The 14,942-nt window shown below is 61.8% G+C and carries 10 protein-coding genes; 2 read left to right on the top strand and 8 right to left on the bottom strand.

The features are described from left to right. Nucleotides 1–598: 598 nt before the first annotated feature. Entirely contained in the window at nucleotides 599–2,464 is a 1,866-nt protein-coding gene (locus JF616_14630; protein MBW8888987.1) for a glycosyltransferase, read from the top strand. Here JF616_14630 and rfbA read toward each other — a convergent pair. From rfbA to JF616_14610, 4 genes are all read right to left on the bottom strand, one after another. Then, the gene (rfbA, locus tag JF616_14625) at nucleotides 2,461–3,327 is read right to left on the bottom strand and encodes a glucose-1-phosphate thymidylyltransferase RfbA (protein ID MBW8888986.1); all 867 of its coding nucleotides are present in this window, start codon (nucleotides 3,325–3,327) and stop codon (nucleotides 2,461–2,463) included. The genes JF616_14630 and rfbA overlap by 4 nt on opposite strands. A gap of 73 nt (nucleotides 3,328–3,400) precedes the next feature. After that, complete coding sequence (locus JF616_14620) at nucleotides 3,401–4,087, bottom strand: nucleoside monophosphate kinase (GenBank protein MBW8888985.1); 687 nt, start codon at nucleotides 4,085–4,087, stop codon at nucleotides 3,401–3,403. A 114-nt stretch (nucleotides 4,088–4,201) separates the two neighbouring features. Then, a complete protein-coding gene (locus JF616_14615; GenBank protein ID MBW8888984.1) occupies nucleotides 4,202–8,032 on the bottom strand; it encodes a hypothetical protein in 3,831 nt (1,276 codons plus the stop codon). A gap of 231 nt (nucleotides 8,033–8,263) precedes the next feature. Continuing rightward, nucleotides 8,264–9,016: a hypothetical protein gene (locus JF616_14610; protein MBW8888983.1), complete on the bottom strand. Its 753-nt coding sequence runs from the start codon at nucleotides 9,014–9,016 to the stop codon at nucleotides 8,264–8,266. Nucleotides 9,017–9,559: 543 nt separating this feature from the next. Between JF616_14610 and JF616_14605 the strand changes: the two genes are divergently transcribed. After that, the gene (locus JF616_14605) at nucleotides 9,560–10,180 is read left to right on the top strand and encodes a hypothetical protein (protein MBW8888982.1); all 621 of its coding nucleotides are present in this window, start codon (nucleotides 9,560–9,562) and stop codon (nucleotides 10,178–10,180) included. A gap of 3 nt (nucleotides 10,181–10,183) precedes the next feature. Here the strand turns inward: JF616_14605 and JF616_14600 are convergent, their stop codons facing one another. From JF616_14600 to JF616_14585, 4 genes are read right to left on the bottom strand one after another with little or no spacing between them, the layout of a single operon-like run. Beyond that, entirely contained in the window at nucleotides 10,184–12,034 is a 1,851-nt protein-coding gene (locus tag JF616_14600) for a tetratricopeptide repeat protein (GenBank protein MBW8888981.1), read from the bottom strand. After that, nucleotides 12,034–12,771 (bottom strand): PASTA domain-containing protein, encoded by a 738-nt coding sequence (locus JF616_14595; protein ID MBW8888980.1) that lies wholly within the window; start codon nucleotides 12,769–12,771, stop codon nucleotides 12,034–12,036. The genes JF616_14600 and JF616_14595 overlap by 1 nt, the downstream gene beginning before the upstream one ends. A 31-nt stretch (nucleotides 12,772–12,802) precedes the next feature. Beyond that, nucleotides 12,803–13,495, bottom strand: a complete 693-nt coding sequence (locus JF616_14590; GenBank protein MBW8888979.1) for a Crp/Fnr family transcriptional regulator — start codon at nucleotides 13,493–13,495, stop codon at nucleotides 12,803–12,805. Nucleotides 13,496–13,547: 52 nt separating this feature from the next. After that, a complete protein-coding gene (locus JF616_14585; GenBank protein MBW8888978.1) occupies nucleotides 13,548–14,828 on the bottom strand; it encodes an adenylosuccinate synthase in 1,281 nt (426 codons plus the stop codon). Nucleotides 14,829–14,942: the final 114 nt, after the last annotated feature.

Raw genomic sequence — 14,942 nt, 5'->3', positions numbered from 1 at the left:
AAATCGTAAGCACATCCTTGTATGCGGGTTTATTGGTACTTACCCAAACCCATCCCGTCGAATTGTCGGCTACGTTTTTCAGATTGATGGCCATGATCGTATCCGACCACTGGGATCCACATTGGATTTTTTCGGGATCCCGTTCTATCGAAATGATGGTGTATGTACCATAAGTCGGGGAAACATACGTTTGCGAATAGGCGAGTCCGGGGAAAAAAGCCGCCAGAAATAACGGTGCAATAAACTTCATTGTGCCCCCTTAAGTTTTTAATGCCTGCTTAAACCATTAGAGTAGAAGCTGCGGAAAATTGAAATTTACCTTCGCTCTATCTGTTTTCGACTCTTAACCAAAAAAATTTCTTTTGGATTTCCGTTTTATGGCTCATCAAAATCGGAATCCCTACTACATGCCTCCCGCCATAAGCCGTCCGCCTCAGCCGAAAAAGATCTCGGCATACAACGACTCAACGGTTCCCCAATGCCAGTAAAGATGGAAAGGTTCCTGCCTCTCTTTTTAGCCGTTGCATACGCGAAGTATCGTCGAAATAGGACCTGGCCTCTCCCATCGCCCTATCGCATTGTGGGATAATCGGTTACCATGTCTCCCGCCCCCGCGCGCGTCCTCAGCAACCTGGCCCTGCCCTCGCCCGACGGCATCGCTCTGCGTGCCTTCCATGATTACCTGCCTCCCGGAACGGATCCATCCGCGCCGCATCCGGAGTTCGCCCGCCGCGCCCTGCGGGACATACTGCCCCTGATTTCCGCCGCCGAAAGGCCCGAAGCCCTCATCATCGCCAGCCCGGAATACCTGCCCATCCCCTCCGATCTGGCCGGCTTCCCGGGGATGAAAATCCTGCTCATCACCGATTGGAACGTTTGCCTGCGCTTCCTGCCGGACCTGTGCCCGCTTTTCGATTTCTGCTTCACCGATTGGCCCGGCTACCGGATGTTGCGCCGGGCCGGCATCGGAAACGTTTTCCATCAACCCCTGTTCGGGCATGATCCGGCGGTCTTCCGGCCCTTCGGGCTCCGACGTAACCTGGACGTTTCCTTTTGCGGGAACCTGAACGCCGGGCTCCACGGGGAACGTAACCGGCTTTTGGCGCGCGTGGCGCGATGGGCGGGGGACCGGCCCCTCCACCTGCGCCAAGCCTTCGATGGCGCCTATGTGGACGTGCTCAACCGTAGCCGCCTGGTCTTCAATTTCTCCATCCGCGGCGAAGCCAACATGCGCCTGTTCGAGGCCATGGCCTGCGGATCCGCGCCTTTGGTGGAAGCCTCCAACCAGGAAGTCCCCATCCTGTTCCAGGAAGGCAAGCATTACTTCCGCTACCATCCGGACCGTCTGGAAGCGCGGCTTGACGAGCTGCTGTCCGATCCGGCGCGCCTGGCGGCGGTCGGCGATGCGGCGCGCATCGCGGTGGCGCGGCACAGTAAGGCGGACCAGATCCGATCCTTGCTGGAATTCGCCGCACGTGAAGCCCCTGGGCTCAAGGCCGGAGCCACGGGCCCGGTTCCCCGCGATGACCAAGGTAACTCTGGCGATACCGTACCGGACGCGATACCTTATCATTCCGCCAAGGCCCTGGCGAAAATCCGCTTACTGGGTTCGACCTATACCCTGCCCGAAGCGGTGGCCGAAATCCAGGCTCTGACTCCGGCTTTGCCCGGCCTGGATGCCGAGACCTTGCCCGCCACCCTGCTTACCTTGCTGGAAGGCTCGTCCGAGCCCATGCCGGCGGCGGAGGCGGTGATCGAGCGGCTGCTTTCCGACGGACGGCAACCCGCGCCCATCGCCGCTTTCCTGCGCATGCGCCTGGAGGCCCGGCGCGGGCATTGGGAGGCGGTCCTGTCCCTGGCGGAGGTCTGCGGGAAAATCTTGGATTCCCTTAGCGCCCCTGCCTCCGAATCGCCGGCCGATCGCATCGATCGATTGCGCGGTCTTTACTCCCGCTACTATCCGCCTATCCATTTGGGAAAGGGATTCAACACCGACATCAATCGCGCCTATCAACAGGACCTGGGGACATCGCCAGATCCCGCCGGTCCCCTGCGGGCCGGGGACGAAGGCCATAGCGCCTTCGCGCGCCTCCTTCAGGCGCAGTGCGTGGAAACGCAAGCCCAGGCATTATGCGCGTTGGGCCGGGCCGCCGAGGCGATGGCCTGCCTCGATTCGATCCCGGAGCGGGTTTTCATTTCCGTGGACGTGCGCGCGAACCGGGCCCAAGCGGCCGAGGCCGCCGGAGACTCCGCAAGGGCGAAGCGGGAATGGGAAGCCGCCTTCGCCGAGCGTCCGCTGGACACGAGGGTATGGGACAAGCTGGCGGAAGCCTTGGTGCGATCCGGCGATCGGCCGGCCCTGATCGCCTTCTTGGAGGACATCCTGGTCCTGGCGCGGGCCTTTCTGCCGGAAGACCAGGCATTGCGGGTGCGCGAACGCCTGGATCAGGAACGGCGCGTCTAAATTTCCCCTTTGAACCGTTGCAGCAGATAATCCCGGTACGGGGACTTGGGCATCTTGTCCACCGTCGCCTTGAATTTCTCCGCGGTGACGAAGCCCCGCAGGAAGGCGATCTCCTCCAGGCACGCGATTTTGAGGCCCTGGCGCGCTTCCAAAGTAAAGATGAAGGTGGAGGCTTCCAACAGGCTCGCATGGGTGCCGGTGTCGAGCCAGGCGATGCCGCGGCCCAGCAATTGCACCGAAAGCTTTCCCGCTTTCAGGTAGTCGATGTTCAGGTCGGTGATTTCCAGCTCACCCCGCGGCGAGGGCTTGAGCGCCTTGGCCCGGGCCACCACCTCGTTATCGTAAATGTACAGGCCCGGCACTGCGTAGTTCGATTTCGGGACCTTGGGCTTCTCCTCCAGGCCGACCACGTTTTTTTGTCCATCGAATTCCACCACGCCGTAGCGCTCCGGATCCTTCACGTAATAGCCGAACACCTTGGCGCCGGATTTGAAAGAGGCGATGGTTTCGTCCAGCTTCATGGCGCCGTAGAAGAGGTTGTCCCCCAGGACCAGGGTCACCGGATCCTTGCCGATGAATTTTTCCCCGATGATGAAGGCGCGCGCGATGCCGTCCGGCTTGGGCTGCACGGCGTATTCGATGCGGATGCCCCATTGCGAGCCGTCCCCCAGAAGCGCCTGGAAGCGGGGGATGTCCTCGGGCGTGGAGATGAGGAGGTATTCGCGGATGCCCCCCAGCATCAGGGTGGCCAAGGGATAGAAGATGAGCGGCTTATCGTACACGGGGAGCAATTGCTTGCTGGCCACCGACGTGAGCGGATAGAGGCGCGTGCCGGCCCCGCCCGCCAGAATAATGCCTTTCATGGGGCTCCCTTCGGTTGGCATTCCAGGCCCGCTTAACTCGCGGGCGGCCCGACGGCGTCGGGCTTGCGGTCAATCAGGTCGTCGCTTCGGTGCTCAGGGCGTTGGAATTCAGCGGGCGTTCCTTCTCGGGCAGTCCCAGGGATTTCCGGATGGCTTCGAAAACGTCGGGGATGGCGCGGGTGGCGTCCACGCTATGCAGGATATTGATGCGCCTAAAGAAGGCCAGCATGGGCTCGGTCTTGACGTGGTAGTCCTCGATGCGCTTTTCGATGGCCTCGGGATGATCGTCCGAGCGCTGCATCAGCCTGCCGCCGCACACGTCGCAAACGCCGTCCACCTTGGGACGATGGCCGATGAGGTTGTAGTCGAGGCCGCATTTCGAGCAGACGCGGCGCGCCATCACGCGTTCGGTGACCAGGCTATCGGGCGCGTCCAGATGGATCACGCCGTTGATGTTGTAGCTCTCGAAGAGGAATTCGGCCTGGGGGAAATTGCGCGGATAACCGTCCAGCACGAAACCGTAATTCCAATTGTGCCAGGTCATGCGCTCGGAAACCACCTTGGCCACCAGATCGTCGCCGACCATCTGGCCCTTGGAGATGATGCGGTTCACCTTGGCCGCCAGCTTGGTGTGGTTGGCGATGTGCCAGCGGAAGATGTCTCCGATGGAGATGTGGACGAAATCGTATTTGTCGCAGAGGAGCTTGGCTTGAGTGCCCTTGCCGCAACCCTGGATGCCCATGATGATGTACTTGTACATGCTTTCCGTCCGCTCCTTGCGAGCCACAGGGGCCCATTAGCGGGAGCAAATTTACAAATCCCCGTTTATTTTAGCGGATCACGCCGAAGCGGGCGCCTTGGGGGCACCCCTATATTATCGTATGACCCCGAAGCGGGTCCACTTTTTCTTCTTCCCCCCGGGGAAGGTGACCTCGATGAGGGCGGTATAGACGTCGGCGCCCAAGCGGCGGAGGTCCAGGACCTTGTCGGAGGCCTGCAAGCCTTCGGGAAGATCGTTCCAGCGCTGGTCGACCACGGGCATGCCGGCCAAATCGTACACCCGGATGCGGGCCTGCTTGGCCGCCGCTCCCAGCTTCAGGTGGACGGTGGCGACGGGCCCCCGCACCGGGCTCGGGAACAAATGGAACTCCAGGATTTCTTCCGCGCTTCCCGGCGCCGGGGGCGCGGGCCAGACCGAGACGTCCAGGAAGTTGGACCGCGCGCCGTTGCCGCCGGGCGCGCCCCAGGCCTGGCGGGCGCCTAAGGCCGCCTTCTTCAGGCTCCATACGTTGAGGCTGCCGGCCCCCGATTGCGCCATCAGCTCCAAGGTCCCGTCCCCGTCCAGATCCGCCGCCGAAAGATGGATGTAGGGGTTGTCGTTGGAATCGAGGGTGATGCCTCCCATGGTCAGGGGCCAATCGGAGACGTCGGCGGAAAGCACCCCGGAGTTGCGGTCCCGCGCGGCGTCGAAGGACGAGGTCTTCAGCGGCCGGGCCAGGCTGTCGACGGCGTAGATGAGGCCGTCGGGAGAGCCCAACAGCACCGTGGCATGGCCGTCCAGGGACAGGGCCAAGGGCGAGCTGCGCACGGCCGTCTCGGGATAGTAGGGATTGCCGTAGGTGAAGCCGATGTTCTGGCGGGCCTCGGGCTTGAAGGGCCAACCCGGGAGCACGGCCCCGCGGAAGTCGATGGCGAACATGGAATTGGTGGCCGAGAAGATGATGTCCGGGCGCATGTCCCCGTCCAGATCGGCCAAGGCCGGCGGGCTGGCATCGTCGCTCATGAAGTCGCGGATCTGCACGATGCTGTCCTTGGCGCCGGGCTTGCTGCTCCGGGTCGTATCGACGAAGCGCACGCTGCGCGGGAAGCGTTGCGGGAAGCCCGCGAAGATGCGCGGGGAGGCGCCGTCGATGCCGATCAAGCTGGCCGCGCCTTTGGAGCCCAGGAGGAACAAATCCACCTTGCCGTCGCGATCGAAATCGGCCGCGCTCACCGTGAAAGACTCATCCTTGTCCGGGGCCAGATCCCCGAAGGGTTTACCCAGGCCGCTGGCGGTTCCGGCCGCCGCGTTCACCCGCACCACCTGCCCGCCTTTGGCGGCTACCGCGAGATCCATGGGGCCCGAGCCGCCTGTCGGAAATGCGGCCAATCCCGTATAGTCCAGCGCCGGCAAATCGATGGAGGCCATGGGCTCGCCCGCGGATGAAAACGCGCGCGCCGCATGATCCGTCGTCACGACCCAGAAGCGATCGCCCGCGGCCACCGGTCCCACCGCTACCGAGACCGTCACCGTCTCCCTTAGGGCGGCCGAATCCGGGGAACGGGAGCCCGCAGCGCCCAGCCCCGAGGCGCGCAGCCGCATGAACACCAGCTTGTGGCCCGCGGCCACGGCCAAAGCCGAGTCGCCCAAGACGGCGGCGCCGGAAGGCGGGCCCAGCTTGCCCGCCAGCGAGGTAACCGGCACGCTACTGGTGTCGCGCGTGAAGCCGCTGGGGAGCAAGGTCTTGACCGAATCGTAGCCGGGCTGGCCCTTGAGTACGGTATCGGGCGCGAGGGCGGCCCCGCCTTTGCCGTCGAAGAGCTGGGCATAACCGCGATCGGATACGGCGACCACGTAGGGCGTCCCGTCCGCCGCTTTCACCACGTTGAGCGATTGCGGAAGGCCTCCGGGATCGACCCGCACCGGCCAGGCCCAGCCGCTATCCTGCTTCACGGTATTGTTATCCGGCCAAACCACGCGCAGGGTCAGCACCGAATCGCGCACGTCGAAAACCGAATCCTCGGGGATGGCGGATAGGCCTTTTTCGAGCAAGGGATGATCGGGAACCGGCGCCTCCAGGCGCAAGTGGGTGCGCCCGTCGTTCCAAGCGTTGGTACTGGAAGCGCCGTAAGGGCCTATCTGGTTCAAGGTGTCCACGGAACTTTCCCAGGTAGTGTCCTTGGGGGGATTGTGGCGCTTCTTGCGCAGGTGCGGCAGCATGTCGGCGCCGGTCCCGTAATCGAAGGCGGGTTGGCCCAGGGCGTCCTTGAACTCCTTGCCGATGCTGGGCACGCCGTCCCCCTCCACCAGTTCCACGCCCTTATACTGGCTCTTGAGGGTATCCCCCAGGAAAGCGTTCACCGCCCCTGCTTTCAGGAACTGGGAGATGAACCATTCGTTCACGTGCCAAACCAGGAGGCCCGATCCCGGCAGCCCCAGATCATAGCTGCTGGCCCCGGTGATGATGCCCTCGGGCTTTTCGGGATTGGGGATCAGCTTCTTGGACTTGGGATCCTTCGGATCGGGGATGGAATCCAGGAAGACGGAATCGATCTTGGCGAAGGGGACCTGGACGGAAGCGGTGTCAGTGAACTCGACCGAGCCGTCCTTCCGCTTGGCGTAATGGATGGTCACCATCGAGTCGGCGCCCGCCCGCTGGCGGTTCTCCACCAGGAAATATTCGCGATCATTGATCGGGATCTTGAGCAAGGTGGCGTGGCCCGGCTGAGGCGTCTCGGTCGGGGACCAGATCGGGTAGTCGCTGGAAGGCCCCGCGCCCTTGCGCGCGACCACGGGATCGTCCCAGCCCATGTACGCCCGCACCCAAGCCGAAGGGTACACCGGCAGGAATCCGTTCAAGGTATTGTAGCCGGCGAAATCCATCAGGTCGAAGGAGCCCAGTTGGGAGATGCCTTGCACCACGTCGAACATGTCGGGCATGCCCATCTTGCGCGCCAACTGGTTCACCAGGATCCCGTTGATCCCCCAGTTCACCTTATCCTGGCTGGCCGCCTCGGACAGCATCATCACCTCGCTGACGGTGTCCCCGGTGCTGGCCTTGTAGCCCTTGCGCGCCGCGATCAATTCCGAATCGGCCTTGGCCCCGGCCCCCCGGCGCGCGTCCACGGTGGCCGAATCCAACAGGCTGAAATCATCCTTGGTCACGAAGAAATCGGTGAAATCGTTGGGCGTATTGGCCCCGAAGGATCCGAGCTGGCCCCCGTCCAAAAGCCGCGAGTGGCCGGCGTGGAACAGGAGGTAACACCGGTGTTTCTTGGCGTTGCCGGGATTCCGGAGCGAGTCCGCCTTGGCGGCCTTGAAGGGATTGGCCGAAGAGTCCTCGGCCCTATCCGCCTTCCGCAAGGTCTCCACCACGAAGGACATCAGCAATTGGCCGCGCTGATCGTTGAAGTCGCTGATCTTCTGCTTGGCGTCCTTGTCCAGTTCCGAAGGATTGTAATGCTTCATGCGCCCGTCGAGCTGGATGGGCGTCACCAAGCCCTGGTTGTCCGGCGGCGGGAAGAACTTGGCGGTCACCGTCACGCGGCCATTGGAGACCTTCTCGAAATAATTGCGGGCGAACTCGAAATGCCTGCCCAGGTACGAGGTATCCCGGGTCCACGGCCCCGGAGGATCGAGGGTATAGTTGTTCTTCGACTCCGCATCCTTGGTCGCCGCCTTGATCGATCCGAAGGTCCCCAAACCCGTCGTGGTCGGCTCATCGTCGCCGCCGTTGGCGGTTTCGTTCTGGAACTGGACGTAGAGGCAGTAGACTTCCAGGGTGTCCGGGGAGGCCGGCGCCGCAGCCGAAGCCTTGAAAAGGGGCTTGGGCACCGCGCGCGCCGAAGCCGCGGGCGCGAGCAGGGCGACGCAGGCTCCCAAGGCCCACAGCCCGATGCCCCATGGGCCTTGATGAAAACCTATCCGATACGCGCGCGCAGCCATCCCCGATCCGATGTTGATCCGGTGGACAAAGGTACAAACTCGCCCCGGGCCGGGGTAGCTCATCGACCTGGACGAGCGTGGCGCGACAGCGGGAGATGCGGGCGCATCGGAATGCGGGCGCATCGGAATGCGGGCGTATGGGAATGCGGGGCGCCTCGGGCGCACTCTAAAGCGTCCCCGGCGCTACCCAGGGGACGACCGCGCCGACGCGGTCCCTGGCCCATGCTTCGCTTAGTTCTTCAATCGATCCACGCGCCGGAAGCCATTGGGGATGCGCAGGAAGAAAGGATCGCGCTTCCACGCCGGATCATCCTCCACGCTGGAAACCTTGATCTCCAGGACGAGCTCGCCGGCGCGATAGAAGCGGACACGGCGCGGCACCGGCCGATCGGGAGAGGCCGCGCCCGCGCCCACGCGCCAGGCCGTGAACTCGATGCGAAAGGCCGAATCGGTCCGGTAGGCCGCGCGGGGAAGTCCCGTCTTGGGATCGAACTCCACTCGCCAAGTCCCTTCCAGCCCCGGGTAGGTGAAACCACGATTCGGGCCCGGCGCCGAGGCGGCGGGCGCCCAACCTGCTGGAAGGCGCGCCTGCGCGGAATCGCCCGGGAAGAAGTCGCCCCATAACCAAGAAAACAAATCATGCACCGGAATGGGCCCTATCCCCGCCAGGCCGATGTCGACGCGCGCGCCCGCGCCTTCGACGTACTCCCCGGGATCGTAGACGACCAGGTCCCACTTGTCGGGACGCCATAGGAATCCGCCCGCCGTCACCCCGGGAAAACCGAAGAGATCGAGCTTATAGGCCTGTCCCGGCCGCGCGGAAAAGGCGGCGGTCACCGAGGACTTGCGGCCGCCGGCCAGGGCCGTGAGCTCCAGGGAAGCGCGCAGGGAGTCCGGGGGCTTGGGTAACGAAGGCGTTACCCCTTGGTCCAGGGAGCGGCCCTCGGGCCAACGGGGCGCGGTGGCGCAGCCGGCCAGGAGCAAGGCGGCGGCTAGGAGGAATACAGATTTTTTGATGATTTCCCCCGGGGAACTTTCGGAATCGGTGCTCTTTTCGGTTTGTTCTTCTCTTCTTCGAAGAGCCCCTGGAAAAAGTTCAAAACCAACCGGGAAACGCCAATTCCTTCCCGATCGGCGTAACTTTTTGCCTTATTTAAAACTTCCGAATCGATTCTTAGTTGAAGGCGCGATTTCATATTTGGTTATATAGCCATTTGAGGTTCGATCAACCCAAGTGTGAGAAGGCGCACTCCTCCATACTTGAGTGTCGGGTTAATATGTTATTTTAATCTTGATACCTGATAGGATAGGCGGGAAAATCGAACTATGGCCAACAAAAATCAATCCACAAGGCCAACTCAGCACTCGCAAATGACCTCCAGCGAAGCAAAGAAATTCGCTACTGACCTGAAGCATTATGGCGAGAGAATTTCTGCTTCCCCTTCAGCGGCCCGTAAATTATTGGCCTCGGCCGGCATCACAACTCCTAAGGGACAACTTAAGAAGCCGTACCGCTAATCCCGGGCCATGTCGGGATCATTCTCTTCTTTCATCCTCGCATACCATGGTTGTAACAGATCCATAGGAGAGAAAATCCTATCGGGCAAAGATAAACTCAAACCTAGCCGGAATAAATATGATTGGCTCGGGAACGGGGCTTATTTCTGGGAAAGCGATCCCGCACGCGCCTTTGAATATGCGGACCACATAAAAAAGAATCCTGGTAAGTCTAAATCCATAATCCAGGATCCGTTCGTTATTGGCGCAATCATTGATCTTGGCAACTGCCTGAATCTCCTCCAATACGACCATCTTCAGATTGTTAAACAGGGATACTTTTCACTTGAATCCATGATTGAATCCATAAATGGGGAGATGCCCAGGAACAAGGCAATTGAGGATGGGGCTGACCTCTTGTTACGCCCATTGGATTGTGCAGTGATTGAATTACTGCACGCTTCCAATCGAGAAAATGGGAAGCCAGAATTCGATACGGTCCGAGGAGTATTTTTCGAAGGCAATCATTTGTATCCGAACGCAGGATTTAAGGAAAAGAACCACATACAAATCTGCGTGAGGACACCAAGAAGCATTAAAGGCTACTTCCGCCCTATCGATGCCAACGAGGGAATCGGCTTCGATTATTAATCGCTAGTTCACCTTGCGGTGGGCCAACTCATGGGTCGGATCCAACTTCAGGATCTGCCGCCACTTTTCCATGGCCTCGTTCGAGAGGCCCAGCTTCTCCAGGATGAGCGCGTAATGCTCCAGGATGGTCGTATCCTGCGGGATGTGCGCCACCGCATCCTCCATGAACTTGCGCGCCCTGGGGAAGTCCTGCTTCTTGTAGAGCAGCCAACCTTTAGAGTCCAGGAAGGCGCCGTTCTCGGGCTCGAAGGTCAAGGCCCGGTCGATCAACTGCGAGGCGTAATCGAGCTCCCGGCCTTCCTCCACCAGCATGTATCCGAGGTAATTCAGGATGGTCGCATCCGACGAGTCGAGCTTGACCAGGTTCTTCATCACCTCGATGGATTCCCCGCGCTTTCCCAATTGCTCCAGCGCCACGCCCAACTCGAAGAGGACGCGCCGGTTGTTGCCCTCCAGCTCCAAGGCCTTACGGTAATACCCCACGCCCTGCTCCCGGAATCGCCTGGCCTGCGCGGCCGAAGCCGACAGGGGCGCGGTCGAGTCCGGCGACGCCTTGGCGTCGGGCGACGTCTTCGAGTCGGGCGACGTCTTTGCGTCAGCTTCCAGTTTCTTGGCCACCTGGGTGTACACGATGCCGCGGATGTAGTAGGCATACCAGTCCTTGGCATCGCCCCGGCCGCTATCGGATTTAACCCCGCCGGCCTTATCGCCTGCGCCGTTCTCCCCCATCTTGTCCAGCAGGTCCAGCGCCTTCTTCTCGTGGCCTTCCTTGATATAGAAGGACGCCAGCTTGGCCCAGTATTCCGGCACCTTGCCGTCCAGATCGATCGCCTTCTTGAGCTCGGACTCGGCCTGCGCGCGCTCCTTCAGCTCCATCCCTATGGAGCCCAGGAAGAAATGGTAGATGGGATTCTCGGGTTGGGCTTTGATCAGCTTCTGGAAGAGGACCTTGGCCTCCGCGTATTTGCCGCGATCGAAGAGCAAGGTCGCGTAGGGGGACAAGAATTCCCGCTCTTCGGGGTTCTTTTTGATGAGGGTCTCGTACGCGGTCATGGCGGAATCCGGATGGCCCGCCAGGATCTGGGCCCGCGCCTTTTGGAGTTCGTACTGGAGATTGTCCGGATTCTCGTCCGCCAGCTTGCGCAGCACGTCCAGCAGGCTGGAATACATTTCCTGGTCCTCGTAGAAGCTCGCCAGCTTCTCGCCGAACAGGGGATTGCCCGTCTTGTCCCAGGCCGTGCGGTAGAGGCCGGCCACCGAGTCGATCTTCCCTAGCATGCGGTAGTTCTGGCCCTGCTTTTCCACCAGGCGCACCGGGTAATCGATGCGCGGCAACAGCTTCTCCATCACCGCCACGTGGCGGGGGATATCCTTCAAGCTTTCGTAGAGGGTCGCCAGGGTATAGAGCAGATCCTTATCCTGGTCGTCCAGCTCAACGGCCTTGTTGTAGTAGGTCAGCGCCGAGGTCAAGTCCCCTTTGCGCAGATAGGTCTCGGCGACCATCTGGTACTCGCGGCTATCGGGCTGGCCGGGCAAGGCGAGGCAACGCAAAGCCGTGGTCAGGGCCGTGTCCAGTCGGCCGGCGCCCTTCAGCTTATCCGTCAAAAGGAAACACAGATCGCGGCTGCTGGAATCGTATTCGTAGGCGATCTGGTAATAGGAAAGGGCGACGGCGTCGTTGCCTTCCATCTCCTGCTGGCGCGCGCGCAGGAAGAATTCATGGGCGATGAAGGCGCGCTGATCGTCGTGGGCTTCCGTCTTCTTGGCCGCCGGGGCCGGCGTCGCGGCGGGCTTGCCGGTGGAAGCGCATCCCGCCAGCAGGGCGGCGGCGAGGAAGGCGAAGAGGGCGAACATTACTTGGAAACCACGAGGTCCACGGCGCGACCTTTGTAGTCGGCCCCGGCCGCGGGCGATTGCGAGAGTACGGTGCCGGGGAGGTTTTTCGGGTCCCGCTTGTACGCCACCTTGCCGAGCTTGAGCCCCAGGTCCTTGATGCGCTCCTTGGCCCTGCTCAGCGGTTGGCCCTGCAAGGAGGGCATTCCCGCAGGCAGCGCCTCCGTGCCCTGGGACAACTCGATGTTGACCTCGCGGCCCTTCTCCAGATTCGCGCCCTTGGCGGGAGAAGTCCCGATTACCGCGCCCGCGGGGATGGTCGTATTGCGGACCTCCCGTACCCGACCCACTTTCAGGCCCAATTGCTGCAAGGTGATCTCCGCTTGGCGCATGGACAGGCCGCGCAGGGCGGGCAGTTCCACGCTCTTCAACCCTTTGCTGATCTTGACCCAGATGCGGCGGCCGTGCTTGACCTCGGTCCCCGCCTCCGGATACTGGGTCAGGATGCGGCCGGCGGCGACGTCGGTGGAGTAATCGCCGGTGGAATCCAGCATGTAGATCAGCTCGTTTTTATCCAGTATAGACTTCGCCTGGTCGGGGGGCAAGCGAACCAAGGCGGGCACCTTGACCGTGCCCTTGAATTTGCCCGCCATGTAGGGCATGACCAGCAGGTTGATGAGGAGGTATAGGACGACGCCGACGAATCCCCACAGTAGAACCGCGAGGAAGAAGGGCCTGGAAAAGAAGCGGGCCAGCACCGGCGAGGAGGTCCCTTTCAGGTGAGGAAGGTCAGGTTTTAAGTTCCTCCTCCTGCAAGATGAGGAGGTCCTTTCCGTCGAGGACAATATACCCTTTTTTCTGGAAGTAATTCAGCACCCGGGAAACGGTTTCCCGAGTGGTACCAGACATGTCGGCGATGAATTGCTGGGTGGGCCTGTCCTTCACCACGATGATGCTTTGGCCGTCCTTGGATTTGGTGCGCATCCCGCGCTCTTCCATCAGCTGCAGAAGGGTGGCGGCCACGCGGCCGTAGACGCGCATCAGGGCCAGGGAACTGATTTGGCGGTTGGACCGGCGCAGGCGCTTGGACATTTCGCCGAGCAGGGTCAGGGCCAGATCGGGCTGTTTGCGCAACGCGGAAAGGAAGTCCTCGCGGCGGATGGTGAGGAGGCGGGAGTCTTCCACCGCGCGTACCGTGGCCGAACGCGGCTCGCCGTCCAAAAGGGACATCTCCCCGAAGAAGTCGCCCTCCTTCAAGGAAGCCAGAATGGCCTCGCGCCCGTCCTCGGCGGTCAGCACCACTTTCACCTCGCCCTTGGCGATGATGAACAGGCTTTGGCTGGTGTCGTCATCCTCCATGAGGATGATCTCGCCCTTCTTGAATCCCTTCTCGATGATCATCGAGGCCAGGGTGTCCACTTGGGCATCGTCGAGGGCGGAGAAGAGATCGACGCCCCGGAGGAGTTCGTTTTTCAGTGCCATGTCGCGCGTCTCCCGCGTGAAAAAATCCAGGAGGGGCCGGACGATCCGGCCACTACATCTCCATCCGTACCGTTTGATGCCGCTTCGGCCCCAAGGAGATGAGCCCGATGGGCACATCCAGCAGCCCCGCGACCCGCTCCAGATACTGCTTGGCTTTCGCCGGCAGGGCCTGCCACTCGGTCACGCCCACCGTGGGGGCCTTCCAGCCCGGCAAGGTTTCGTAAACGGGCTTCACCTTTTCCAGGACCGAGATCTGGGAAGGGAACTGCTCGATGCGGCGCCCGTCGATTTCGTAGGCGATGCACACCTTGATCTCGTCGAAGCCGTCCATCACGTCCATCTTGGTGATGGCCAGATGGGTGAGGCCGTTGACCATGGCGGCGCGTCGCACCAGCACCGCGTCGAACCAACCGCAGCGGCGTTCGCGGCCGGTGGTGGCGCCGTATTCATGCCCAATCAGGCGCAGCTCCTTGCCCACGTCGCCGATCTCTTCGGTGGGGAACGGGCCGTTGCCGACTCGCGTGGTATAGGCTTTGACCACGCCGATGACCTGATCGATGGCGGTGGGGCCTACGCCGGAGCCGATGCAGGCCGCGGCGGCCACGGTGTTGGACGAGGTCACGAAAGGGTAGGTGCCATGGTCCACGTCGAGAACGGTGCCCTGGGCGCCTTCGAAGATGAGGCGCTTCTTCTGCCTTAAGGCCGAATTGACGATGGCGACGGTGTCGGCGACGTAGGGTTTGAGGCGCTTGCCCAGGGAACGGTAGTCTTCGAAGATGGCGTCCAGGGAGAGGGCCTGCCCGCCGTAAAGCTTCTGGATGATCTCGTTATGGGCGGCCACTTGCTTGATGAGTTGGGCCCGCAGGCCGTCCTCTTCCAGCAAATCGGCTACGCGGATACCGCTGCGGTTGACCTTATCGTAATAGGCCGGCCCGATGCCGCGGCCGGTGGTGCCGATGGCGGCAGCCCCGGCGGCTTTCTCCTTCAGCTGATCCATCACCTTGTGATAAGGCAATACGACCTGCGCGTTCTCCGCGATCCACAGGCGCCCGTCCATGTCGATGCCCTTGGCCCGCACCTCGTCGATCTCGTTCAGAACCTGGGCGGGGTCTAGCACCACGCCGTTGCCGATCACGCATTGCTTGCCTGGATGCATGATGCCGGCCGGGATCAGGTGGAAGATGAACTTCTGATCGCCCACCTCGACGGTATGCCCCGCATTGGCCCCGCCCTGGAAGCGGATGACGAGATCGGCCTCCTCGGTCAGGAAGTCCACGATCTTGGCTTTGCCTTCATCGCCCCATTGGGCGCCCACTACCACGCGATTCGACATCTTGGGTCCAATCCATACGAAAAAACACCCCGGACGGCCGAGGCCAAGTGGCGAAAGGTAAAAACGATGGGGGTGAGGGGAAAGGGGGGCAGGGAGGTAAGCGCCCCCGATATT

It is taken from the genome of Fibrobacterota bacterium (assembly GCA_019509785.1).
Taxonomy (GTDB): domain Bacteria; phylum Fibrobacterota; class Fibrobacteria; order UBA11236; family UBA11236; genus Chersky-265.
This window is presented reverse-complemented; position numbering and strand designations above follow the sequence as displayed.